Raw genomic sequence first — 23346 nt, forward strand, 5'->3', positions numbered from 1 at the left:
GCTATACCTCGTTCTTGTCGAGCAGTTCCGGGGTGGCGGCACGGACCGGAATCGAAGAGCCGATTAGCACGGGTTGCTGGAGGGCCAGCGCCTTTTCTTCGGCCGTGGCCGGTCGCATCTGGCCGCGTTCGTCGGAGACGAACGTGATGGAATCGTCCTTCTGGTCCGGGGCGTTCACGAAGGAGCGGAAGCGGCGCAGGCGCTCGGGATCCTTGAGGGTATCGGCCCATTCGTCGACGTAGGTGTCCACATGCTTGGCCATGGCCGCCTCGAGGTCCGCGGCGATGCCCAGGGTGTCGTGCACCACCACGTCCTCGACGTGTTTGATGCCGCCGTCGAGCTCCTCCTGCCAGCGTGCGGTGCGCTGCAGGCGGTCGGCGGTGCGGATGTAGTACATGAAGTAGCGGTCGATGTACCTGATCAGGGTTTCATCGTCGAGGTCCTTGGCCAGCAGCTGGGCGTGGGCCGGGGTGGCGCCGCCGTTGCCGCCGACGTAGAGGTTCCAGCCGTCCGCGGTGGCGATGACGCCCACATCCTTGCCCCGGGCCTCCGCGCATTCGCGGGCGCAGCCGGAGACGCCCATCTTCAGTTTGTGCGGGCTGCGGAGGCCGCGGTAGCGCAGTTCAAGCTGGATGGCCATGGCCACCGAGTCCTGGACTCCGAAGCGGCACCACGTGGAGCCGACGCAGGACTTCACGGTGCGCAGGCTCTTGCCGTAGGCCTGGCCGGATTCGAAGCCGGCCTCCACCAGCAGCTTCCAGATTTCCGGCAGCTGCTCCAGCCGGGCGCCGAACATGTCGATCCGCTGGCCGCCGGTGATTTTGGTGTAGAGGCCGTACTGCTCGGCGACGGCGGCGATCACTCCGAGCTTCTTCGGCGTGATCTCGCCGCCGGCGATGCGCGGCACCACCGAGTAGGTGCCGTCCTTCTGCATGTTGGCCAAGGCACGGTCGTTGGTGTCCTGCAGGGTGCCGCGGCCCGCGTCCAGGACGTAGGCGCTGTTCTGGCTGGCCAGAATGTTCGCGATGGTCGGCTTGCAGATGTCGCAGCCGGACCCGGTACCGTACTTGGCCATGATCTCCTCGAAGGAGGTCAGCTCCAGGACCCGGATGGCGTCGAAGAGTTCCTGGCGGGACAGTTCGATGTGCTCGCAGAGGGCCTTGGAGACTTCGACGCCGGACTTGGTCAGTTCGCCTTCCAGCAGCTTCTTGAGCATAGGCACGCAGGAACCGCAGCTGGTTCCGGCGCGTGTGCAGCCTTTGAGTTCGCCGAGCTCCCGGACCGGTGCGTTGCCCTCGCAGGCGCCGCAGCCGTTGACGGCGTCGCGGATGCTGCCGGCGGCCACGTTGTTGCAGGAGCAGAGGATGGCGTCGTCCGGGAGTTCGGTCTCCGGGGCGTCGCCGCCTCCGGCCGCGGCGAGGTACGCGCCGGGTTCGGCAGCGAGTTCGCGTCCCAGCATGGGGCGCAGGGACGTGTACGGGGCCGCGTCGCCTACGAAGATGCCGCCCAGCAGCGTCTTGGCGTCGTCCGTGGTGACGATCTTTTGGTACACGCCGCGGGCGGGGTCGGCGTAGACGATTTCCAGCGCGTGCTCGGTCCGGGCGAAAGCGTCGCCGAAGCTGGCGACGTCGACGCCGGAAAGCTTGAGCTTGGTGGCGGTGTCGAAGCCGGGGAAGGTCGCGTCGCCGCCGTGCAGCCGGTCCGCGACAATTTCCGCCATCGTGTTGGCGGGTGCCACGAGGCCCAGGCACATCCCGCCGAAGTTGGCGACCTCGCCGATGGCCCAGATGCCGGGGACCTGTGTTTCGCAGCCGTCGGAGATGACAACGCCGCCGCGCGGGCCGAGGTCAAACAGCGGTGTTGTGTCGTTGGCGGTGCGGAACAACTCGTCGCGGGGTTTGACGCCGATCGCGACGATCACCAGGTCGGCGTCGATGATGCGGCCGTCGGCCATGAGCACGCCGGTGACCTGGCCGTCGTCGTCGGAGAGGACCTCGGAGGGGAACACTCCGCCGTGGACGGTGAATCCCTTGGCCTCGATCAGGCGGCCCAGGGCCTGGCCGGCGCCCTCATCCAGCTGGGTGTTCATAAGCCAGGGGGAGCCGTTGATGACAATCGGGGTGGCGCCGAGCTGCTCGGTGCCGGCCGCCGATTCAAGGCCCAGCAGCCCGCCGCCGATGGTGACGGCGTTGACCTTGCGGCCCAGCTTCGCCGTCAGTTCCGCGATGGCCTTGTTGATCGCCCGGACGTCTTCCAGCGTGCGGTAGACGTGGGTAAGTTCGGAGCCCGGGATCGGCAGGCGGGCGGCGTCGGAGCCGGTGGCGACCACCAGTTCGTCATACGGGTACACGGTGCCGGCCGCCGTGGTCACGGTCCTGCCGGCGGTGTCGATGCCTGTGACGCGCTCGCCGGTCTGCAGTGAGAGTGACTCGTGGTCCCACATCGAGGCGGCGCCCAGGGTGAGGTCGACGTCGGCGTCGGTGAGGGCTTTGCTCAACGCGACCCGGTCGTAGGGGAGGTGTGCTTCCTCGGTGAGGACGGTGACGTGCCAGCCGTCGAGGCCCCGGGCGTGCATGGCGTCGGCGAAACGGTGGGCGGCAGGGCCGCCGCCGGCAACCACGACGCGGCGCGGTGCTGGGGTGCGCTCTGCGCCCTGGTTCTGGGGGCTTGAAGTCTGTCCGGTCACTGTGGGCCTTTCGCATGGGCCGCAGTCGGTGCTCTGCAGCCTTCTAAATCGAGGTGTCCACCCAGACTAGGCAAGCGCAGTTTCGCTTCAGTTTCCCTTATGTTTCGTGATCTTAACTTCTGCATCACGGACGCGTTTCGGGCGGCGTGAGGTGTCTTTTACCCGCCGGACACATTCACTGCATGCCGTTGAAACACCCCGGACCTAGCTTGGGTATGTGGCCGCAGGAGCGCCTGAGCCCGTTAGAGATGTATCAGAAAGGGGCCGAAATGACTGCCGTACTTGAGAGCGCAGCACGGAGCTTTGTTGAACACCCCAGCCATGGGACCGGCTGGCACCGTGTGTGCGCCGTGGAGGATCTGGAACCGGCCTGGGGTGAGGCCGCGCTGATTGCCGGCCGCCAGGTGGCGTTGTTCCGCACGGTGTCCGGTGAGGTCTACGCCGTCACCCAGGAGGATCCGGCCACCGGGGCGTACGTCATGGCCCGCGGGATTACCGGATCCCGCGGCTCCCGCCCGACGCTCGCTTCACCGCTGCACAAGGAGGTCTATGACCTTGGGACAGGAGAGTGCCTGGGCACCCCGGAACTCCGGCTCCAAACCTTCGGTACCCGGATTGTGGGCGGGTACATTGAGGTCGAGCTCTAGGAGTTGACCCCGGGTGTTAGAGCCCCAGCGCCTCACGGACGTCCGCCAGGACGGCGTCCAGCGCGGTGCGGGCCTCGTGCCGCGCCTCGGGCAGTTCGGCGGCCGAGCCCACATTGCGGATGACCTCCAGGTAGCACTTGAGCTTGGGCTCGGTTCCGCTGGGGCGGATGATGATGCGGCTGCCGTCCCTCGTGAGGTACAGCAGGCCGTCCGTGGGCGGGAGATGGGGGCTGCCCACGGCGAGGTCCGTGGCGGTCTCGACGGCGGAGCCGCCGAAGGATTCCGGCGGGCTGACGCGCAGCCGGTTCATCATGGCGTCCAGCAGGCCCAGGTCCGCGACCCGGATGCTGAGCTGGTCGCTGGCATGCAGTCCGTGTACCAGGTACAGCTCGTCGAGGGTGTCGAAGATCGTCTTGCCCCCGGCTTTGGCCGCTGCCGCGAATTCAGCGATCAGCACGGCGGCGGAGATCCCGTCCTTGTCCCGGACCAGGGAAGGGGCCACACAGTAACCGAGCGCCTCCTCGTAGCCGTAGAGCAGCCCGGGAACACGGGCAATCCACTTGAAGCCGGTGAGGGTTTCCTCATGGGCGTAGCCCGCGGCAGCCGCGATCCGCGCGAGCAATCGCGAGGACACGATCGAATTCGCGAACACCCCCGTGGCGGTTTCTCCGGCGGTGCCGGTGCCGCCGCCGGCTGCCAGCCGCGCCACGATGTGCGCACCCAGCAGGACGCCCACCTCATCGCCGCGCAGCATGCGCCAGGCGCCGGTGTCCGGATCCTTCGCGGCCACCGCCGCGCGGTCGGCGTCGGGGTCGTTGGCGATCACGATGTCAGCGTCCACGCCGACGGCGGTTTCGAGGGCCAGGTCCAGGGCGCCGGGCTCTTCCGGGTTCGGGAAGGCCACCGTGGGGAAGTCGGGGTCCGGTTCAGCCTGCTCGCTCACCAATGTGACATCGGCAAAGCCGGCGGCGTTGAGCACCGCCACCGCGGTCTCGCCCCCCACGCCATGCATGGGGGTCAGGACGATCCTGAGGTCGCGGGCCGGGAAGTGCTCCGGGACGGCCAGCGCCGCGACGGCTGCCTCGTAGTCGGCTGCGATGGACGGATCCAGGGTGGTCCATCCCTCCGTGGCCAGGGCGACGCCGGACAGCTCACCAACGGCGTCGATCTTGGCAGCGATCAGGGCGTCGTACGGCGCCACGATTTGCGCGCCGCGTCCGCTCTCCTCGACGGCGTGCCGGCCCAGGTAGACCTTGTACCCGTTGTCCTGGGGAGGGTTGTGGCTGGCGGTGACCATCACGCCGCCGTCGCATTCCAGCGCCCGCACGGCATAGGCGAGAAGCGGGGTGGGCAAGGCGGACGGCATCAGGAACGTCTCGACGCCGGCGGCGGTGAGGATGGCCGCGGTTTCTTCCGCAAAGATGTCCGAGTTGTAGCGGGCGTCGAAGCCGACGACGGCGCGCGGCCGGGTACCGGGGGCGGCCTGCGCGACGGCGTCGGTCAGGAAGGCGGTGAACCCGGCGGCGGCGCGGCGCACCACCACGCGGTTCATCCGGTTGGGACCCGGGCCGAGGGCCGCCCGCAGGCCCGCGGTGCCGAACTGCAGGGTCCCGCTGAAGCTGTCGGCGAGCTCCTGACGCGCTGCGGCGGTGCCGCCGTCGGCGAGCCGGACCAGTTCGGTCAGGCTGGCGGCGGTGGCGGGATCCGGGTCCTGGGCCGCCCAGGTGCGGGCGTCGCTCAGCAGGCGGGTCAGTTCGGCATCAGAAGACGTCATAGGAACCAAACTAGCGCCAATCGGCGCGGATGCCTTCCTCGACAAGCGAGAGTGCGCCTTACAGATCGATCACGGCCGTCCTGGCCGCCTGCCCTTGACAGCGAATTTTCCGGACACGTAACGTCTGGAATATGAAGATGGGCCGTGGAGTGGAATGGGCGGTGCACAGCTGCGTCAATATGGCGTGGACACCGGCCGGCGAGGCAGTCAACAGCGCCCGGCTGGCGGAGTACTACAAGCTCCCGGGCCCCTACCTCAACAAGCAGCTCCAGGCGCTGGTCCGTGCCGGGATCCTCAGCTCCGTCTCCGGCCCGCGCGGCGGCTTCCACCTGGCGCGCAGGCCGGAAAACGTCACCGTCCTGGACATAGTGCTGGCCCTGGAGGGGCCCGATCCGGTGTTCCGTTGCGATGGCATCCTGGCCAACGTCCCGGACGCCGACACGGAGCAGAACTTCGTCCGGACCTGCCTGATCTCCCAGGCCATGCGCCAGGCCGAACTCGCCTGGCGGCAGGCACTGGCCCGGCAGACCATCGCCGGGATCGCCGACTCGATGGAACGGCGCTTCCCGCAGGACAAGGAAAAGGCCGTGCGCTACCTCGTGCCCGGGAGTTGAGCCGGGAGGAGCTGAGCCGGGAGCCGGGCCCTCAGGGCACGGCCCTTCGAGCGGGACCTCAGAGCTTCGCGATGATCTCCGCGAGCAGCCGGGAGATGCGCGGGCCTGCGGCCTGGCCGGCTTCGAGGACTTCCTCGTGGCTCAGCGGCACGGGGCTGATGCCGGCGGCGAGGTTGGTCACCAGCGAGATGCCGAAGACCTCCATGCCCGCGTGGCGGCCGGCGATGGCCTCGAGCGCGGTGGACATGCCCACCAGGTCCGCGCCGATCCGCTTGGCGTACTGCACCTCGGCAGGGGTTTCGTAGTGCGGGCCGGTGAACTGGGCGTAGACGCCCTCGTCCAGCGAGGGGTCGACTTCGCGGGCCAGGCCGCGGATCCGGGAGGAGTACAGGTCGGTGAGGTCCACGAACGTGGCGCCTTCGAGCGGTGAGGTTGCGGTGAGGTTGATGTGGTCGCTGATCAGCACGGGCGTGCCGGGCGTCCAGTCCTCGTTGAGGCCCCCGCACCCGTTGGTCAGGACGAGGGTCTTGCAGCCGGCCGCCGCGGCCGTGCGGACGCCGTGGACGACGGAGCGGACTCCCTTGCCCTCGTAGTAGTGGGTGCGCGCGCCAAGGACCAGGGCGCGTTTGCCTTCTTTGGTCAGCACGGAGCGGATGGTGCCGACGTGGCCCACCACCGAGGGGGAGGAGAAGCCGGGGACTTCATCCGCGGAAAGGGTGGCGGTGGTCTCGCCGATCAGTTCGGCGGCGTCGCCCCAGCCCGAGCCGAGCACCAGGGCGACGTCGTGCGCGTCCACGCCCGTCTCTTCGGCAATATATTCGGCGGCGGCGCGGGCGGCGTCGAAGGGGTCTGTGTTCAGGAATTCTGTTGTACTCACCGGTACAAGTTATCGTGCCCGCGGCATGCTGCCCAGCACCCTGCCCGGCCCCGCTCCCGGCGCCCTCCAACCGCGGTGCCCGGTGCCGGGCTGTCCCCGGATTCTTGGTGGTGCCGGTCCGGATGGTGGACAATGGCTGATTGTGACTACGCATCCCGATTTCAGCTCGCCCCGCATCGCAATCCTCGGCGGAGGGCCCGGCGGCTACGAAGCCGCCATGGTCGCCGCCTCACTCGGCGCGAAGGTCACCATCATTGAACGCGCGGGCCTCGGCGGCTCTGCGGTGCTGACCGACGTTGTGCCGTCCAAAACGCTGATTGCGACGGCGGACCTGATGACCCGCGTCGGCGAGGCCGGCGAGCTCGGCGTCAAGTTCGACCTCGACGGCGGCGACTGCACCCCGACGATGCGCGCGGACCTCAAGCACATCAACGACCGGCTGCTGCGGCTGGCCCGTCAGCAGTCCAACGACATCCAGAAGGGCCTGGAGAACCAGGACGTCCGGATCATGATCGGCTCCGGCAGGATGCTGGACAACCACACCATCGAGGTTCTCACCGTCGACGGCACCGAGGTCATCGAGGCAGACGCGATCCTGCTGGCCGTCGGCGCCCACCCGCGTGAACTCCCCACCGCCCGCCCGGATGGCGTGCGGATCCTGAACTGGGCGCAGATCTACAACCTGGACGAACTCCCCGAGGACCTGATTGTGGTCGGCTCCGGCGTGACCGGCGCCGAGTTCGCCTCGGCCTACAACGGCCTCGGTTCCAAGGTCACCCTGATTTCCAGCCGCGACCGCGTGCTGCCCGGTTCCGACACCGACGCCGCCGAGGTCCTGGAGGGCGTCTTCGAGCGCCGCGGCGTCAAGGTCCTTTCCCGGGCCCGTGCCGAGACCGTGGAGCGCACCGACGACGGCGTCATCGTCACCCTCGGCGACGGCTCCCAGGTCACCGGCAGCCACTGCCTGGTCGCCGTCGGGTCCATCCCCAACACCGCCGGGATCGGCCTCGAGGAGGCCGGCGTGGCGCTCACCGAGAGCGGGCACATCAAGGTCGACGGCGTCTCCCGCACCACGGCGCCGAACATCTACGCCGCCGGCGACTGCACCGGCGTGCTGGCGCTGGCCTCCGTGGCCGCCATGCAGGGCCGGATCGCGATCGCCCACTTCCTGGGCGACAGTGTCACCCCGCTGAAGCTGCACCAGGTCGCGTCCAACATCTTCACCTCGCCCGAGATCGCGAACGTGGGCGTCTCCGAGGCGGAGATCGAGTCCGGAAAGTACCAGGCCGACGTCGTGAAGCTCTCGCTGCGCAGCAACGCCCGCGCCAAAATGCGCAACCACCGCGACGGCTTCATCAAGATCTTCGCCCGCAAGGGCTCCGGCACCGTGATCGGCGGCGTTGTGGTGGGTCCGAACGCGTCCGAGCTGATCTTCGCGATCTCCCTCGCGGTCACCCAGAAACTGCACGTCGACGACGTCGCCAGCACCTTTACGGTGTACCCCTCGCTGAGCGGCTCCATCTCCGAAGCTGCACGGCGCCTGCACGTCCATATGTAGCACTACGGAGGCCACCGCCATGCAGAGTCCGCGCACCCTGGCTGAGTCTGTGGAACGCAACCCCGCGCTGCCCTCCGGCCCGGAAGAACGGTTCGCCGGCTACGGCGTTATGGGCGTTCCGTTCAGCTCCGGCTACATCCTCGCCCTGCGGCATTTTCCCGCCTCGTCCGTCGGCCCGGGCTACACCTCGGTCTGGATCCGCGAACCGTCGGGCGCCTGGACGATGCACAGCACCACCGGTCCCGGGTCCTCCTGTCCCCGCTACTTCGGCAACGCCCTCGGATCAGTGTCCACGCGCGGAATCTCCATCCGGTGGCGTGACGACTACTCGTTCAGCGTGGACGTCGGAGACGGGCTGGACTTGAGCTGGGACGTCACGCTGGCCGCAACGCCGATCACCCGGATAATGTCGGCGGTGGCCACGTCGGTGCCGGAGCGGCTGTGGCGCAACAGGATGTTCCTGCGCGCCATGGGGGCTGCGGCAGGCCCGGTGCTGGGGGCCGGGCATATCGGACTGACGGGAAGGGTGCCAAACGGCCAGACCTTTGGTGCGCGCCCGCGGCAGATGTGGTTTGTCCGCGGGAGCACAGCGCACTTGCAGGGGCGCAACCTGGGACAGGCCTCGGCGCTGCCCGTTCAGGACAGGCTCGGAGACTTCTGGATCCCGCAGCGCGGCATCTTCATGATCGGCTCGTCAGTGTTCGAGCCCTTCGACCCCGCAGCGTAGGTCTCACCGTCGGGCGGAGTCCGCTTGGGCGCGGGGACGTTCGGCCCTAGCCCTTCTGTGGCCGGCACGGACACCATGGACCATGGCCAACATCTATATCCCGTACGGGACCGTCGAGGGACAGACTGCCCAGATCGCGGAGTACATTGCCGAACTGATCCGGGCCCACGGCCACCTCGCCGACGCGGTGGATCTCAAGCGCTCCGGGGACGCCCTCCCGGACGGCTACGACGGCGTTATCGTCGCGGCGTCCGTGCACATGGGCAAGCACGAAGGCCATGTCACGGACTTTGTGAAGAAGAACCGCGGAGAGCTTGAGCGGCTCCAGTCAGCCCTGGTGTCGGTCAGCCTGGCGGCCCACGGAGACGAGCAAAACGCCGAGGGCTACGTGGAGAAGTTCGAGGAGGAGACGGGATGGCGGCCCGCCCACGTCGGGTTGTTCGCCGGCGCCCTGCTCTACACCCACTACGGCTTTATCAAGAAGCACGTCATGAAGAAGATCGCCAGCGACAAGGGGTCCCTGGACACGGACACCTCCCGTGACTACGTCTACACCGAATGGGACGGCGTCCAGCGTTTCACCGAGGACTTCCTGGCGCGCCTGGCGGCCCCGTCCGGTCAGGCTTGAAGCGTCCGGTCAGGCTTGAGGCGTCGGATCGGGCCTAGGGCGTCGGCTCAGACCAGGCGTACGGCGGGACCGTATCCCCGGCGCTGACGGGCTCGAACCAGTGCTCGACGCCCAGCATGTCGGCGTCGTCCTCGAGGACGTCGAGGTTGTCCGAGTACAGTGCCTGGCTGTCCGCGTCCTCCAGCAGGACTTCCTCAACCTGTTCCCGCCAGTCATCCGGGAGATCGAGTTCGTAGATGTCCTCAGTGATCTCCGCCTGATCGAGCAGGCAGCGGACGGCGAGTTCACCGGCGAGGCAACCTGGGGCAGTCCAGCCCCGGACCAGGGCTGCCGTGACGTCAGCGGCGACGACGATGAACTTCTGGGTGAATTTTGCGTCGTAACTGGCGGCGAACTGGGGCGGCAGCGAGGACAGCACCGAGGTGCCGGCAACGTCGGACGGGGTGACCTCCTCGAGGTCGCTCAGCGTTCCCAGATCGCGGAAGAGCTGGTCGATGAGGATGCTCGACGAGTTCCACAGGAGCCCGGCCAGCAGCCGGGTCTGGCTCACGGACTTTTGGCGGTCTTCCGGCGACACGGCGGCCATCTCGTCCAGGTCCTCCGGCTCGAACTGGAGCCGCTGCTCCGGAGTCATGTCATCCGGGTGCGGGTCGAGTCCCAGCAATTCCAGGCTCAGCCCGGTCAGCTTCGGGGCGTCAGCCAACAGCTCTTCGGTGATGTCGTCGTCGTCGGCGCTCATGGCCCCGATGCTACCCGCCATGCGTGCGAGGCCCGATTCCTGTGACGCGCAGATGTCCGGCCGTTCCTAGGCAGCGGCCGCCCGCTGATTCCCCGGCGACGTGCTGCCGCTCGCCATCCGGGCGGAGACAAGATAGCTGATCCCGGCGATCAGCGGAACCACGCTTGCCGCGGCGAGCGATGAAATCCCGCCCGACCTTCCGATAATCGTGATGAGCAGCGGCAACACACCCAGGGCCACGAGCAGCCAGCCGGCCAGGGCTGCGCGCCGCAGCCCGAGCACAGCGGCCGGGAACGCCAGGGCGACGACGCTGACGGCGATGACGGGACCGTTCTCGCTGATGAACTCGCGCAGGGCCGCGGGATCGAAGGCCAGCCACACGCAGGCAGCGATGAACGCCGAAGCGAGGGCGAGCAGCAGGGGAGCGGTGGGCGCCGGCCAGAACCAGGCCGCGACGGCGAGGACAAGCATCGGCACAACCCACGCGAGAGTCATGAGCAGCCCGGCATTTCCGCCCGGATCCTGCAGGGCGTAGCCGGCAATGAAGATGGCCGCAAGAACCGTGAACACGGCCATCACGGCCGCACCGGTTCGTTGCAGCGCCACGGCCCGCTGCTGGGGATCCTTCTCGCGCGTCATAAACATAACGACTGCGACCACAGCGATCGCGCCGACAGCCAGAATGACCGGGACGTTCATGGGATACCTCCTGCGGATGAACGGAATCTAGACTCAGTAGACGCCGGTGGAGAGGGACTGGCAAGGGGAGAATGGCCCATTTGACCACCGAGGGAAGCCCCCTGAAGTTCCGGGACGCCTCACCGCGGCCAAGCTTGGCGGGGAGCCGATGCTTGCCGGGGATGTTTAGGGCAGACTGGTGCCGTGAGCGGAATCCGGTGGGTGCTGCACGTCGATCTCGACCAGTTCATCGCGGCGGTCGAAGTGCTCCGGCGCCCGGAGCTTGCGGGCAAACCGATCATCGTCGGCGGTCGGGGCGACCCCACGGAACGAGCTGTGGTGTCGACCGCATCCTACGAAGCCAGGGCATTCGGCGTGGGTTCCGGTATGCCCTTGCGCATTGCGGCCCGGAAGGTGCCCGACGCCGTGATCCTGCCCGTCGACCACGAGGCTTACCTCGCGGCGTCCGAGACGGTGATGGCTACCCTGCGCGCGCAGCCCGGCGCCACCGTGCAGGTGCTGGGTTGGGATGAAGCCTTTGTAGGCATTGAAACAGAAGATCCGGAAGCCTACGCCCGGCAGGTGCAGGCCGCTGTCCTGGAGCGAACGCAGCTGCATTGCAGCGTGGGCATCGGCGACACCCTGGTCCGGGCCAAGGTGGCCACCGGTTTCGGCAAGCCGGCCGGCGTCTTCCGGCTCACCTCCGGGAACTGGCTCGACGTCATGGGCAGTCTGCCCACCAAGGATCTGTGGGGCGTCGGAACCAAGGTGTCGGGCCGGCTGGCCAAACTCGGCATCAACACCGTCGCCGAGCTCGCCGCGGCCGACCCCCAGGACCTGGTCCCGGAGTTCGGCCCCAGGATGGGTCCTTGGTACGCGGAGCTCGGACGCGGTGACGGCTCCAGCGTTGTGGACGACACCCCGTGGGTTGCCCGCGGGCACAGCCGGGAGACCACCTTCCAGCGCGACCTGACCGAGCCCGCCCAGGTGGACGACGCCGTGAGGGAGCTGACCGCGCGTGTCCTTGAGGATGTTGTGGCCGAAGGCCGGCCCGTGGTCGGGCTGACCCTCAAGGTGCGGTACGCGCCGTTCTTCACCAAAACCCACGCGAGGAAGATTCCCGAGACCTTCGACCGGAACGAAATCCTCGCGCGGGCCCTGGACCTCGCCGCCGGAATCGAAGCGGGCCGTCCGATCCGGCTCCTGGGCCTGCGGGCCGAAATGGCCATGCCCGACGACGCCCGCAAGGGGCATACGCCGACCCGCGGTGGGTGGTGACGGCGTCGGCAGACGTCAGGCTACGGCCCCCTGAAAGTGTGTTTCGATGATCCCCTTGATGTCGTCATGGCAGCCGCCGCACCCCGTCCCGGCACGGGTGGCCCCGGAAACCTCGGCCACCGACCCGCAACCACCGGAAACGGCGGAGGCAATGGCCGTCCCGCTCACCCCGGCGCACCGGCACACCGTGCGCTCGGGGTCGGCCGCGCCGAACGCCGCCGCCTGGTCCGGGCCGTCCAGGCGCAGCAGCAGCGACCGGTCCGCCGGGAGCTCCGCACCGCGCTCGAACAGCTGCACCAGCTCGGCCGCCGAGCGGGGCATGCCCACCGACACCAGGCCTTCGAGCACCCCGGCGCGGGTGGTCATCTTCACGTAGCGGCCGTGCTCGGGATCGGCCCACTGGGCGATCTGCAACCGAGGGCGGCCGTCCGCTGCCCCCGCAGACAGCACCTCCTCGTCCCACGGATCCGCGGAAACATCCCCGGCCACGGCCATGTTCATGCCACGGGCCTTGAGCACAATAACGCCTGGCAGTTCCGCCGGCAGTGCCGGCAGCAGCTCAGCCTCCGGAGATCCGGCGGCCAGCAGCGACAGGTATTCGGCGAGCCATTCGGCCTGCCGCCAGCCCGGGCCCACCAGCCCGGACGGACCGCGCGCGGTGCGGCACTCGAGGCAGTCCGGGTCGGGGCAGCGCACTTCCGCGCAGTCGCCGATCGCGAAGATGTGCGGTTCGTGGTGCGCCCTGAGCTTGTGGTCCACCAGGATCCCGGCCGCCGTCGAGAGTCCGCAGCCTTCCGCGAGTTCGGTCCGCGGCCGGACGCCGCAGGAGAGCACCAGCAAGTCGCCGTCGATCGCGGACCCGTCGTCGAGCAGCAGCGCCGAGAAGCCGCCGTCGGGCGCGTTGTGTTCGACGCCGGTGGAGCGGGCGTTGCCGGCCACCCGCACGCCGCAGTTCCGCAGGGACGCGGCGAGCACCGCGCCGCCGCCGCGGTCGATGTTGCGGCCCAGCGGGTGCGGGCCGTTGTGCACCACGGTCACCGTGGCGCCTTCCTCGGCCGCGGCGAGGGCCGTCTCGAGGCCCAGCACGCCGCCGCCGAGGACCACCACGCGCTTGCCGCCGGCAACCGCGGCCTGCAGCACCGAGGCGTCGCGCAGGTCCCGGAGCGCCGTCACGCCGGCCGGCAGCACCGGCGCGGCCGGGTCGGGGTTGAGGCCGGTGAGGTTGGGGATCACGGGGCGGGAGCCAGTGGCGAAGACCAGCCGGTCGTAGCCGGGGGCGGTGCCGTCGCTGAGGACCAGCTGCTGCCGGGCACGGTCCACGCGGCGGACGCGGACGCCCAGCCGGACGTCGACGCCCTCGGCGATCAGCGCGGCGGCGTCGGACAAGGCCAGGGCCGACGCTGTGGTCCGGCCGACCCCGAGGTCCGCCACGAGCACTCGGTTGTACGCGGCCTCGGCCTCCTCGCCGATGACCGTCAGATGGGCGAGTCCGCTGCGGACCGCCGGCAGCAGCTCGTCGACCAGCCGCGCGGCCACCGGACCGAAGCCCACAACAACAATGCGCTCCGTCATGAAGCACCTTCCTTCTGCAGTTCATCGGCGCGGAGAGTGGCGGCGCCGGGCTTGACCCAGACCTGGCTGAACTTGAACTCCGGCATCCCGGAGATGGGATCCGTGGCCGCCTCCGTGAGGCGGTTGGCGCTCTCCAGTTCCGGGAAGTGGAACGGCAGGAACACCGTTTCGGGCCGGATGTCCGTGCTCAGCTCGGCGCGGCAGGAGACTTCGCCGCGCCCGTTGGAAATCGACACGACGTCGCCGTCGGCGATGCCCTGTGCTGCGGCGGCCGCCGGATGGATCTGCAGCCGCGCTTCGGGCTGGGCCGCGGCCAGTGCCGCCACCCGGCGGGTCTGCGCCCCGGACTGGTAGTGCTCCATGAGGCGCCCGGTGACCAGGGTCATTGCCGTTCCGGCGCCGTCCGCTCCGACACGTCCAGCGCCGGCCCGGTCCGCCGCGGCGGACGCGGTGCCCGACGCCGAAGACGACGCACGACGGCGGGGTGTCACCGGAGTGAACACGGCCCGCCCGTCGGCGTGGGCGAAGGAGTCCAGGAACAGCCGCGGAGTCCCGGTGCTGCCGGCGGGGTAGGGCCAGTAGGCCGCTTCGCCCCGGTCCAGCATGGCGTAGTCGATCCCGGAGTAGTCGGCCAGGCCGCCTTGGGACGCCAGCCGGAGCTCCTCGAACACGGTCTCCGGGTCCTCGCTGAACGTGGAGGGGGCTTCCAGAGCCTCGGCCAGCCTGGTCATGATCCACAACTCGCTGCGCACCCCGGGCGGGGGAGCGAGGGCCCGGCGGCGGCGGAGCACCCGGCCCTCGAGGTTGGTCAGGGTGCCTTCCTCCTCCGCCCACTGGGTGACCGGCAGGATGAGGTCGGCCTCGGCGGCGGTCTCGGAGAGGAAGAAGTCGCAGACCACCAGGAAGTCCAGGCTCCGCAGGCGGGCGATCACGGCGTTGGCGTCCGGCGCGGAAACCGCCACGTTGGCGCCGTGTACGAAGAGGCAGCGGACGCCGTCGGGCTGTCCCAGCGACTTCAGCAGCTGTACGGCGGGCAGGCCCGGGCCGGGGATCAGCGCTTCCGGGACGCCCCACACGGCGGCCATGTGGGCGCGGGCGGCGGGATCGGTGATCTTGCGGTAGCCGGGGAGCTGGTCCGCTTTCTGGCCGTGTTCGCGGCCGCCCTGGCCGTTGCCCTGGCCGGTGAGCGTGCCGTAGCCGCTGCGTGCGGCGCCGGGGAGGCCCAGCAGCAGGGCGAGGTTGATGGCGGCGGTGGCGGTGTCCGTACCGTCGACGTGCTGTTCCACGCCCCGGCCTGTGAGGATGTAGCTGCCGCCCCGGCGGGAGCCGTCGGCCAGCCGGCGGGCGGTGTCGCGGATCAGCGCGGCCGGGACGCCGGTGAGGGACTGTACGCGCTCGGGCCAGTAGGAGGCCACGCTGCGGACCAGGGCGTCGTAGCCGGCGGTGCGGGCCGCGATGTAGCCGGCGTCGGCGAGGCCCTCGTGGATCACCACGTGGGCGAGCCCCAGCAGCAGGGCGAGGTCGGTGCCGGGCAGCGGCTGCAGGTGCAGGCCGCCGCCGTCGGAGGTGAACGCTGCGGTGGCGGAGCGGCGGGGGTCCACCACCATCAGGCCGCCGGCGTCGCGGGCGCCCTGCAGGTGCTGGACAAACGGCGGCATGGTCTCGGCGACGTTGGAGCCGAGCATCAGGATGGCACTGGCGGAATCGAGGTCTGCCAGCGGGAACGGCAGGCCGCGGTCCAGGCCGAAGGCGCGCATCCCGGCCGCGGCGGCAGAGGACATGCAGAACCGGCCGTTGTAGTCGATCCGCGATGTGCCCAGTGCCAGCCGGGCGAACTTGCCCAGCTGGTACGCCTTCTCATTGGTCAGCCCGCCGCCGCCGAAGACTCCGACGGCGTCCGCCCCATACCGGGCACGGGTTGCCTTCACCGCGCCCGTGATGCGGTCCAGGGCCTCGTCCCAGCCGATCGGGCGGTGGACGCCGTCGGCGCCCTTGAGCAGCGGCTCGGTGACACGGCCGGGATGGTTCAGCAGCGACGCCGAGGTCCAGCCCTTGCGGCAGAGTCCGCCGCGGTTGGTGGGGAAGTCGCGTCCGGAAACCTCGAGGAGAGGTGCGTCTGCAAGAGCGGCGGCCGGCTGCTCCGGCACGGGGCCCGACCCCGGCTGCGAAGCCGGGGTCAGGCCTGCTGGGGTGCTCAGCGTCATGGCGCACTGCAGAGCGCAGTAGGGGCAGTGCGTGGCGGCGCCGTTGGTCATATTAGACGTGTCCCATCGCGTTTCGGTTGGCGTTGCGGATGTAGCAGAACCAGCAGACGGCCAGCATCACGACGTACGCGCCGACGAAGCCGTAGAACGCCGGGGTGTAGGAGCCGCTGGCGGTGTTGGAGGCATTGAGAACCTGCGGGATGACGAACCCGCCGTACGCGCCGATGGCCGAGATCAGGCCCAGGGCCGAGGAGGCCAGGCGCTGGGTGGTGACGGTGCTGGCGCCTGACTTTGCGGCCCGGCTGGAGGTGGCGAAGATGATGGGAATCATCCGGTATGTGGCACCGTTTCCGAAGCCGCTGGCCGTGAAGAGCAGCAGGAACAGGCCCAGGAAGAGCCAGAAGTTTTTTAGCGGCAGGGTCCAGACCATGGTCAGAGTGATGACGGCCATCGCGGCGAACGCGGCGACGGTCATCCGGGCGCCGCCCATGCGGTCCGCCATGCGTCCGCCGTAGGGGCGGGCCAGCGAGCCGACCAGCGGGCCGAGGAAGGCGAGGGACAGTGCCACGGTTCCGACTTCGATAGAGGAGAAGGCCGGGAAGTAGTCCTTGATGAGCTTGGGGAACACACCGGCGAAGCCGATGAACGAGCCGAAGGTGCCGATGTACAGCAACGCCATGATCCACAGGTGCGGTTCCTTGAGCGCGGCGAGCGAGCCGGCGACGTCGCCCTTGGCGCTGGTGAGGTTGTCCATGTACTTCCAGGCGCCGAACGCGGCGATCAGGATGAGGGGAACCCACATCCAGCCGGCCATCGGCAGGTTGACGGTGCCAGCGGCCAGGAGAGTGATGGCAATCGGGACGGCAAGCTGCGCGACGGCGGCACCGAGGTTTCCGCCGGCGGCGTTCAGTCCCAGCGCCCAGCCCTTCTCGCGGGCCGGGTAGAAGAAGGTGATATTGGCCATGGAGCTGGCGAAGTTGCCGCCGCCGAAGCCGGCCAGTGCCGCCACGAACAGCATGACGCCGAACGGGGTCTCGGGGTTGGAAACGCACAGTGCCAGCCCGATCGACGGGATGAGCAGCAGCAGGGCCGAAACGATCGTCCAATTGCGGCCGCCGAAGCGGGGGACCATAAAGGTGTAGGGGATCCGGAGGGTGGCGCCCACCAGGCTGGGCATGGAGATCAGCCAGAAGATTTCCGACGTGGTGAAGGTGAAGCCGGCCGCGGGGAGCTGGACCACCACGATTGACCACAGCTGCCAGACCACGAAGCCCAGGAACTCGGCGAAGATGGACCAGTTCAGGTTGCGCCGGGCGATGGAGCGGCCCTGGGACTCCCACTGTTCCTTGTTTTCCGCGTCCCAGTTGGCGATCCAGCGGCCGGGGCGGAATTGAAGGGCGGGACCGCCGAGGGTGGTGCCGGCAGAAATGGAAGGGGCAGTACCGGCGGAAATGCCGGTTGGGGCATCTGCGGTGCGTTCAACAGTCACGGGGACCTCCTTGGGGGATGTTGTCCTTCCAAGTTAGGGATGCCGCGTTTCCGGGACCGTCGCTGTTTGTTAACGTGCTGTGACGTTTGCCTATCGGCGCGTTTGTGACGGGGTGAGGGCCGGAAGCGGGGCATAGTGTGATGACCACCACGTGAGACAACGCTGCATGTCCAAATAGTGGAACATTTGTCCATTGACTGGACGCCCGGAACTAATATGTAAGCATACGTATCCTTATCCGGGCGGCTTCGAGCAGCACCAGTCCGGTCTTCATGAAAGCGCTACTACATGTCATCCACTGCTACATCCACGGAGCATGGGTCCGCCAAACAGGTGAACTCGCGCGGCCGCGTCATCGTCGCCAGCCTGATTGGCACCACCGTTGAGTTCTACGACTTCTACGTGTATGCCACCGCCGCTGTGCTTGTCTTCCCCCGGCTGTTCTTCCCCGGGCAGAATGAAACCACCCAGCTGCTGAGCTCCTTCGCAGTGTTCGGCGTCGCGTTCATCGCCCGTCCGCTTGGGTCCATCGTTTTCGGTCACTTCGGTGACAAGTTCGGCCGCAAGGGCACCCTGGTGGCGTCGCTGCTGACGATGGGTATCGCCACCTTCCTTATCGGCTGCCTCCCGACGGCGCTCGTCCCGGGCTGGGAGTTCTGGGCGCCGGCGCTGCTGGTCGTGATGCGCTTTGCCCAGGGCCTGGCCCTCGGCGGCGAATGGAGCGGCGCGGCCCTGCTGGCCACCGAGAACGCCCCGGCCAACAAGCGCGCCATCTACGGCACGTTCCCGCAGCTGGGTGCGCCGATCGGCTTCATCATTGCCAACGTGATCTTCCTGGTCTTCAGCTACGCTCTGACCCCCGAAGCCTTTATGGAATGGGGCTGGCGTGTGCCGTTCCTGCTCAGCGCGGTCATGGTCATCATCGGCCTCTACGTCCGGCTCAAGCTGATCGAAACCCCCGCCTTCACCAAGGTCCTCGAATCCAAAGAGGTCGCCAAGCTGCCGCTCGCCCGGGTCTTCAAGACCAGCTGGCGCCAGCTGATCCTGGGCACGTTCATCATGCTCGCCACGTACGTGCTCTTCTACCTGATGACCACGTTCACGCTGACCTACGGCACCCGCGCCTCCAGCCTGGATGCCGCCAAGGCCGCCGCCGAGAAGGCCGGCAAGCCGATGACCGAGGCCGCCGCGGCCGCATTTGTCCCTGGCCTGGGCTACACCCGCAACGACTTCCTCTGGATGCTGATTGCCGGCGTCGTGTTCTTCGGCATCTTCACCCTGGTGTCCGGACCGTTGGCCGAAAAGTACGGACGCCGCAAGATGCTGATCGCCGTGACCTTCGGCATCTTCGCCTTCGGCCTGCTCTTCGTCCCGCTGTTCAGCGCAGGCTTCGTGGGCACGATGGCCCTGCTGATCATCGGCTTCTCCCTGATGGGGCTGACCTTCGGGCCCATGGGTGCGCTGTTGCCGGAACTGTTCCCGACCAACGTCCGGTACACCGGCTCCGCCATCAGCTACAACTTCTCCAGCATCCTGGGCGCGGCCGTGGCCCCGTTCATCGCCGTCTGGCTCTGGGAAATGGCGAAGGGCAGCCCCGTGCTGGTGGGCGTCTACCTCGCCTCCATGTCGGTGCTGACGCTGATCGCCCTGTTCGTGAGCAAGGAAACCCGCGACCTGGACTACACCAACAACGTAGCCTGACGCAGGTTCCCGGGCCGGGGCTGACGCTCCAGCCCGGTTGTTAACCGAAATGCCCGGTGTGTTCGCTGAACACGCCGGGCATTTCCGTGTCGTCGGACGCTTGCCGGGTAGGCGGGGCTAGCCCGCGTAGAGCTCCACGAAGTTCCGGAGGATCTTCATCGGTTCCGTGGCGGAGAACCGGCGGGCGTCCTCCATCAGCATTTCGGCCGATTCGGGCGGGAAGTAGCCGGCGTGGCGGTAGATGTCGATCCTGGTGACCAGTCCTTCCGCATCCAGCTCCGGGTGGAACTGGGTGGCGTACAGGTTGGTTTTAATCCGGAACATGTGCACGGGGCACGCGGCGGAACTCGCCAGAAGCACCGCATGGGATGGCAGAAGGGTGCAGGCTTCCTTGTGGCCGGTGAAGGCCGTAAAGGTCTCCGGCAGCCCGCGCAGGAGCGGATCCACCAGACCCTCGTCCGTCAGCTTGATGGTCACGCCGCCGAGGCCCTCGCCGTACGTCCGGTCGATCACGGCCCCCTGGTGCCGGCCGAGCGTGCCCACCCCGTAGCAGGCGCCGAGGAAGGGGAAGTCCTGGGCCACGATCCGGTCCAGCAGGGCGGCAAGCTCACGCTCCACCCGGTGCTGGACATCGCTTTTGTGCCCGGCGGGGTCGCTGGAGGTGAACGGGCTCCCGCCCACAATCACGCCGGAGTAGTCGGAGAGTTCCAAGTCCGGCAGCGGTCCCGCTTCCATCCGGATCCGCCTCAGCTGCGAGGGCTCAAGTCCGCCGTAGCGCAGGTAGGCCTCGTACTCGTTCTCGGCGGCGGCATCCTCGGCCCGGGAGGCGAGAAGCAGGAATGGTTTCACATACCAAGTCTGCACGGGCGGGACGCGCGGGCACCAGAGGCGCGCCCGCGCCCCGCCCGCGCGTCCGTCCCGCCGGTGCTGCTACTCGGCGGCAGCGTCCTCGATCAGCGCGATGACGGCGCCGGCAGAGACCGTCTCGCCGGCAGCGGCGGTCAGCCCGATCACGATTCCGGTGCGGTGCGCGGTGAGCGGCTGCTCCATCTTCATGGCCTCGAGCACAACCACAAGGTCGCCTTCGGTCACGAGGTCACCCTCGCCGACAGCCACCTTCACGATGGTGCCCTGCATGGGGGAGGTCAGCGCGTTGCCGCTGGCAGCCGCGACGGCGCCGCCGCTGCGGGAACGCTTCTTCGCCTTGGCCGGCTTGGCGCCGGCTGAGCCGCCGCCGGTGCCCAGCGACGCCGGGAGGACGACCTCCAGGCGTTTGCCGCCTACCTCGACGACGACGCGCTGGCGTTCGCCGGCGTCGGGCGCTTCAGCGTCCGTTCCGGTGGGGGTCCAGGCGGGGATGTCGTTGACGAAGGCCGTCTCGATCCAGCGGGTGTGGACCTTGAACGGACCCTCGGCCGGAGCGAAATCGGGGTTGCTGACGACGGCGAGGTCGAACGGAATGACGGTGGGGATGCCCTCCACCACCATCTCCTCGAGGGCGCGGCGGGACCGCTGCAAAGCCTGGGTGCGGGTGGCGCCGGTGACGATCAGCTTGGAAAGCATGGAGTCGAAGTTGCCGCTGATGACGTCGCCCTGTTCCACGCCGGAGTCGATCCGCACACCGGGGCCGGTGGGGTTTGACAGCCGCGTGATGGTGCCGGGGGCGGGCATGAAGTTCCGGCCCGGATCCTCGCCGGTGATGCGGAACTCGATCGAGTGGCCGCGGACCTCGGGGTTCCCGTAGCCGAGCTCCTCGCCGCGGGCCAGCCGGAACTGTTCGCGGACGAGGTCGATTCCGGTGACTTCCTCGGACACGCAGTGCTCCACCTGGAGGCGGGTGTTGACCTCGAGGAAGGAGATGGTGCCGTCCTGGCCCACGAGGAACTCGCAGGTGCCGGCGCCAAGGTAGCCGGCTTCCTTGAGGATGGCCTTGGAGGATTCGTAGAGCCGGCGGTTCTGCTCCTCGGTGAGGAACGGGGCCGGGGCTTCCTCGACGAGTTTCTGGTTGCGGCGCTGCAGCGAGCAATCGCGGGTGGAGACCACCACCACGTTGCCGTGGGCGTCGGCGAGGCACTGGGTTTCGACGTGCCGCGGGGCGTCCAGGAAGCGCTCGATGAAGCACTCACCGCGGCCGAAGGCGGCGACGGCCTCACGGACGGCGGACTCGAACAGTTCGGGGATTTCCTCGCGGGTGCGGGCCACCTTGATGCCGCGTCCGCCGCCGCCGAAGGCCGCCTTGATGGCGACCGGCAGGCCGAACTTGTCAACGAATTCGAGGATTTCCTCGGCCGACTCCACCGGGTCGGCCGTGCCGGGAACCTGCGGCGCACCGACCTTCTCGGCGATGTGGCGGGCCTGGACTTTGTCGCCCAAGGCGGAGATCGCGGCGGGGGAGGGCCCGATCCAGGTGATGCCGGCCTCGATCACCTTGGCGGCGAACTCGGCGTTCTCGGCCAGGAAGCCGTAGCCGGGGTGGATGGCGTCGGCACCGGAGCGGTGGGCCACCTCGATCAGCTTGTCCATCACGAGGTACGACTCGGCGGCGGTGTTGCCGCCCAGCGCGTAGGCCTCGTCGGCGAGCCTGACGTGCAGGGCGTCGCGGTCCGGATCCGCATAGACCGCCACGGAGGCGATGCCCTCATCGCGTGCGGCCCGGATGATGCGCACCGCAATTTCGCCGCGGTTGGCGATCAGCACCTTGCTCAGGGGACGTGTGGCTGCGGCGGTGCCTTCTTGGGCTGATCGCTGCACGGGATTTGCGGATTGCTCCGAATTTGCTGACAAGGCGTCTCCTTCTTTCCTTCAGGGAGCCTAGCGCGGTTTTGTGGGTTCCGCCGATATTACTTGCGGATTCCGCGCGTAAAGCGCCCAGCCTTTGTAGGGTTGCTACAAAGGCTTGCGAATTAGCTCACTCCGCCCGCAATACCGCGGGATCTGCGGCGCCGGTGGTCCACAGTTCAGTGATGCCCACCTGCGCCTGGCCCAGCAGCCCTCGGAGGGTGGAAATGGACAGCCCGACGACGGCGTGCGGGTCGCCGTCGACCTTGCGGATGAAGGCCCCGCCGTAGCCGTCGATCGTGAACGAGCCGGCGCACTGCAGCGGTTCGCCCGTGGCGATGTAGGCGTCGATTTCCTCGGTGCTCATCTCCATAAAGTGGACCTCGGCGGAGGTGACGTGTCCGAGGGTTGCGCCGGAACCGGCGGTCCCGGACTCCCCGGGCTCTTCGGTGTCGCGGCAGTCGACGAGCCAGTGGCCCGTGTGCAGCACGCCCTTGCTGCCGCTCATCCGGAGCATCCGCTCCCGGGCGACGTCGGCCGTGTACGGCTTGCCGTGCGCCTCGCCGTCGAACTCGAACACCGAATCGCAGCCGATCACCAGCGCGCCGTCGGCGTCGGGCAGGGAGGCGACGGCCTCGGCCTTGGCCCGGGCCAGCAGCAGGGCGGTGTCGTGCGGATCCGTGACGCCGTAGCGGGCCTGGACGGCGTCCTCGTCGACATCGGAGACGAGGATCTCGTGCCGGATGCCGGCGTCGGTGAGCAGCTTGGTGCGGGCGGGGGACTGGGAGGCAAGAATGAGGCGGGTCACCGCTCCAGCCTAGTTCCTAGGGCTCCTCGCCGCGCCCTTTCTTGTCAGAGGTCGCTGGGAGAGTGGGTTCATGGACGGGAACCAGGGGCCGGAAGAACTCCGCAGCGTGCTGGCGATGTGCGGCCGCGCGCTTGAAGACGTTACTTTGCCCAAGAGCAACGTAGGACGGATTGAATTGTTGCGGCGGGTGAAGGAGCTGAGCTTCGCGTCGGCCACAGTCAAGACCCGACTTGAAGGTGGGTTAGTCCTTAGCCGTGTGCCGACGTCTCCGACCCATATGGGAAGCTCCCCCATGGCCTCCGACGCGGTTGACCGGCTTCTCTTGGCCGCCAATAATGTCATAGCCTTCCGGGACACTTGAGCTATGGACGGGACTCAGTCAACCGCGTGGGCTCTGGCAGAAGTGGCGTGTGACTACGCCTCTGCCGGCCTGGCGCTGGGCGGCGACGTGGCTGAGCTGAACGGTGCGCAATTGATTGCTGAAATCCGGGCCCTGGAAGACGCGAAATCCGCCCTGGCTGCCCGTCAGGCACGTTTGTCCGTCGCGTTCGATCTGCTGCAGCGCCGTGAACAGGCCGACGCCGGGAT

Annotated in this window: 19 protein-coding genes and 1 pseudogene; 9 read left to right on the forward strand and 11 right to left on the reverse strand. The window is 68.4% G+C overall.

Annotation, left to right across the window (positions count from 1 at the left end):
• Window position 1: 1 nt before the first annotated feature.
• The gene (gene nirB, locus AC6EUH_RS07155; protein WP_499738197.1) at window positions 2-2686 is read right to left on the reverse strand and encodes a nitrite reductase large subunit NirB; all 2685 of its coding nucleotides are present in this window, start codon (window positions 2684-2686) and stop codon (window positions 2-4) included.
• 269 nt (window positions 2687-2955) lie between these two features.
• On the opposite strand from nirB, the gene nirD reads away from it, so the two are divergent.
• Entirely contained in the window at window positions 2956-3333 is a 378-nt protein-coding gene (gene nirD, locus AC6EUH_RS07160) for a nitrite reductase small subunit NirD (RefSeq protein ID WP_056433222.1), read from the forward strand.
• Window positions 3334-3349: 16 nt separating this feature from the next.
• Here nirD and AC6EUH_RS07165 read toward each other — a convergent pair whose 3' ends face one another.
• Window positions 3350-5107 carry a phospho-sugar mutase gene (locus tag AC6EUH_RS07165; protein ID WP_499738198.1) on the reverse strand — a complete coding sequence of 586 codons (1758 nt, stop codon included), beginning with the start codon at window positions 5105-5107 and terminating at the stop codon, window positions 3350-3352.
• Between the two features lie 131 nt (window positions 5108-5238).
• Between AC6EUH_RS07165 and AC6EUH_RS07170 the strand changes: the two genes are divergently transcribed.
• Window positions 5239-5721, forward strand: coding sequence for an RrF2 family transcriptional regulator (locus AC6EUH_RS07170; protein WP_056433228.1), 483 nt, complete (start codon window positions 5239-5241; stop codon window positions 5719-5721).
• A gap of 58 nt (window positions 5722-5779) precedes the next feature.
• Here the strand turns inward: AC6EUH_RS07170 and AC6EUH_RS07175 are convergent, their stop codons facing one another.
• Window positions 5780-6598, reverse strand: coding sequence for a purine-nucleoside phosphorylase (locus AC6EUH_RS07175; RefSeq protein ID WP_499738199.1), 819 nt, complete (start codon window positions 6596-6598; stop codon window positions 5780-5782).
• A 142-nt stretch (window positions 6599-6740) separates the two neighbouring features.
• On the opposite strand from AC6EUH_RS07175, the gene AC6EUH_RS07180 reads away from it, so the two are divergent.
• The 3 genes from AC6EUH_RS07180 (at window position 6741) to AC6EUH_RS07190 (ending at window position 9511) form a co-directional block, all read left to right on the forward strand.
• Window positions 6741-8156: an NAD(P)H-quinone dehydrogenase gene (locus AC6EUH_RS07180; RefSeq protein ID WP_056433232.1), complete on the forward strand. Its 1416-nt coding sequence runs from the start codon at window positions 6741-6743 to the stop codon at window positions 8154-8156.
• A gap of 19 nt (window positions 8157-8175) precedes the next feature.
• Window positions 8176-8883, forward strand: a complete 708-nt coding sequence (locus tag AC6EUH_RS07185; protein ID WP_499738200.1) for a hypothetical protein — start codon at window positions 8176-8178, stop codon at window positions 8881-8883.
• Between the two features lie 82 nt (window positions 8884-8965).
• Complete coding sequence (locus AC6EUH_RS07190) at window positions 8966-9511, forward strand: flavodoxin domain-containing protein (protein WP_056433238.1); 546 nt, start codon at window positions 8966-8968, stop codon at window positions 9509-9511.
• 34 nt (window positions 9512-9545) lie between these two features.
• Here AC6EUH_RS07190 and AC6EUH_RS07195 read toward each other — a convergent pair whose 3' ends face one another.
• Both AC6EUH_RS07195 and AC6EUH_RS07200 read right to left on the reverse strand, forming a co-directional pair.
• The gene (locus AC6EUH_RS07195) at window positions 9546-10250 is read right to left on the reverse strand and encodes a hypothetical protein (RefSeq protein ID WP_056433288.1); all 705 of its coding nucleotides are present in this window, start codon (window positions 10248-10250) and stop codon (window positions 9546-9548) included.
• A 66-nt stretch (window positions 10251-10316) separates the two neighbouring features.
• A complete protein-coding gene (locus tag AC6EUH_RS07200) occupies window positions 10317-10949 on the reverse strand; it encodes a hypothetical protein (protein ID WP_056433239.1) in 633 nt (210 codons plus the stop codon).
• Between the two features lie 183 nt (window positions 10950-11132).
• On the opposite strand from AC6EUH_RS07200, the gene AC6EUH_RS07205 reads away from it, so the two are divergent.
• Entirely contained in the window at window positions 11133-12206 is a 1074-nt protein-coding gene (locus AC6EUH_RS07205; RefSeq protein WP_442853910.1) for a DNA polymerase IV, read from the forward strand.
• A 15-nt stretch (window positions 12207-12221) separates the two neighbouring features.
• Here AC6EUH_RS07205 and AC6EUH_RS07210 read toward each other — a convergent pair whose 3' ends face one another.
• Genes AC6EUH_RS07210 through AC6EUH_RS07220 form a run of 3 tightly spaced genes read right to left on the reverse strand, consistent with a single transcriptional unit; the run spans window position 12222 to window position 17471 of the window.
• The gene (locus AC6EUH_RS07210) at window positions 12222-13778 is read right to left on the reverse strand and encodes an FAD-dependent oxidoreductase (RefSeq protein WP_499738201.1); all 1557 of its coding nucleotides are present in this window, start codon (window positions 13776-13778) and stop codon (window positions 12222-12224) included.
• Window positions 13775-16033, reverse strand: coding sequence for a molybdopterin oxidoreductase family protein (locus AC6EUH_RS07215; protein ID WP_499738202.1), 2259 nt, complete (start codon window positions 16031-16033; stop codon window positions 13775-13777). Before AC6EUH_RS07215 ends, AC6EUH_RS07210 begins: the two co-directional genes overlap by 4 nt.
• Before the next feature lies 1 nt (window position 16034).
• On the reverse strand, window positions 16035-17471 hold the full coding sequence (locus tag AC6EUH_RS07220; RefSeq protein WP_499738203.1) for an MFS transporter: 1437 nt from the start codon (window positions 17469-17471) through the stop codon (window positions 16035-16037).
• A gap of 288 nt (window positions 17472-17759) precedes the next feature.
• Between AC6EUH_RS07220 and AC6EUH_RS07225 the strand changes: the two genes are divergently transcribed.
• Window positions 17760-19172 (forward strand): MFS transporter, encoded by a 1413-nt coding sequence (locus AC6EUH_RS07225; RefSeq protein ID WP_056433244.1) that lies wholly within the window; start codon window positions 17760-17762, stop codon window positions 19170-19172.
• Window positions 19173-19289: 117 nt separating this feature from the next.
• On the opposite strand, the gene AC6EUH_RS07230 is transcribed toward AC6EUH_RS07225, so the two are convergent.
• From AC6EUH_RS07230 to AC6EUH_RS07240, 3 genes are all read right to left on the reverse strand, one after another.
• Complete coding sequence (locus AC6EUH_RS07230; protein WP_499738204.1) at window positions 19290-20021, reverse strand: glutamine amidotransferase; 732 nt, start codon at window positions 20019-20021, stop codon at window positions 19290-19292.
• A gap of 81 nt (window positions 20022-20102) precedes the next feature.
• A complete protein-coding gene (locus AC6EUH_RS07235) occupies window positions 20103-21923 on the reverse strand; it encodes an acetyl/propionyl/methylcrotonyl-CoA carboxylase subunit alpha (protein WP_499738220.1) in 1821 nt (606 codons plus the stop codon).
• A gap of 157 nt (window positions 21924-22080) precedes the next feature.
• On the reverse strand, window positions 22081-22758 hold the full coding sequence (locus AC6EUH_RS07240) for a Maf family protein (RefSeq protein WP_499738205.1): 678 nt from the start codon (window positions 22756-22758) through the stop codon (window positions 22081-22083).
• Window positions 22759-22828: 70 nt separating this feature from the next.
• Here AC6EUH_RS07240 and AC6EUH_RS07245 point away from each other — a divergent pair, with 70 nt between their 5' ends.
• Together AC6EUH_RS07245 and AC6EUH_RS07250 are read left to right on the forward strand one after the other, a co-directional pair.
• Window positions 22829-23119, forward strand: a complete 291-nt coding sequence (locus AC6EUH_RS07245) for a hypothetical protein (protein ID WP_056433247.1) — start codon at window positions 22829-22831, stop codon at window positions 23117-23119.
• A 3-nt stretch (window positions 23120-23122) separates the two neighbouring features.
• Window positions 23123-23346: pseudogene (locus AC6EUH_RS07250) on the forward strand (HNH endonuclease); the annotation flags it as partial.

The sequence above is a fragment of the Arthrobacter sp. 001422645 genome, assembly GCF_059816125.1.

Bases quoted from the DNA above. Each gene is read 5' to 3' on its own strand.
- AC6EUH_RS07210 (WP_499738201.1), bottom strand. From the start codon at position 13,778: ATGACGGAGCGCATTGTTGTTGTGGGCTTCGGTCCGGTGGCCGCGCGG.
- AC6EUH_RS07190 (WP_056433238.1), top strand. From the start codon at position 8,966: ATGGCCAACATCTATATCCCGTACGGGACCGTCGAGGGACAGACTGCC.
- AC6EUH_RS07245 (WP_056433247.1), top strand. From the start codon at position 22,829: ATGGACGGGAACCAGGGGCCGGAAGAACTCCGCAGCGTGCTGGCGATG.
- AC6EUH_RS07195 (WP_056433288.1), bottom strand. From the start codon at position 10,250: ATGAGCGCCGACGACGACGACATCACCGAAGAGCTGTTGGCTGACGCC.
- nirD (WP_056433222.1), top strand. From the start codon at position 2,956: ATGACTGCCGTACTTGAGAGCGCAGCACGGAGCTTTGTTGAACACCCC.
- AC6EUH_RS07165 (WP_499738198.1), bottom strand. From the start codon at position 5,107: ATGACGTCTTCTGATGCCGAACTGACCCGCCTGCTGAGCGACGCCCGC.
- AC6EUH_RS07225 (WP_056433244.1), top strand. From the start codon at position 17,760: ATGTCATCCACTGCTACATCCACGGAGCATGGGTCCGCCAAACAGGTG.
- AC6EUH_RS07215 (WP_499738202.1), bottom strand. From the start codon at position 16,033: ATGACCAACGGCGCCGCCACGCACTGCCCCTACTGCGCTCTGCAGTGC.
- AC6EUH_RS07185 (WP_499738200.1), top strand. From the start codon at position 8,176: ATGCAGAGTCCGCGCACCCTGGCTGAGTCTGTGGAACGCAACCCCGCG.
- AC6EUH_RS07170 (WP_056433228.1), top strand. From the start codon at position 5,239: ATGAAGATGGGCCGTGGAGTGGAATGGGCGGTGCACAGCTGCGTCAAT.
- AC6EUH_RS07200 (WP_056433239.1), bottom strand. From the start codon at position 10,949: ATGAACGTCCCGGTCATTCTGGCTGTCGGCGCGATCGCTGTGGTCGCA.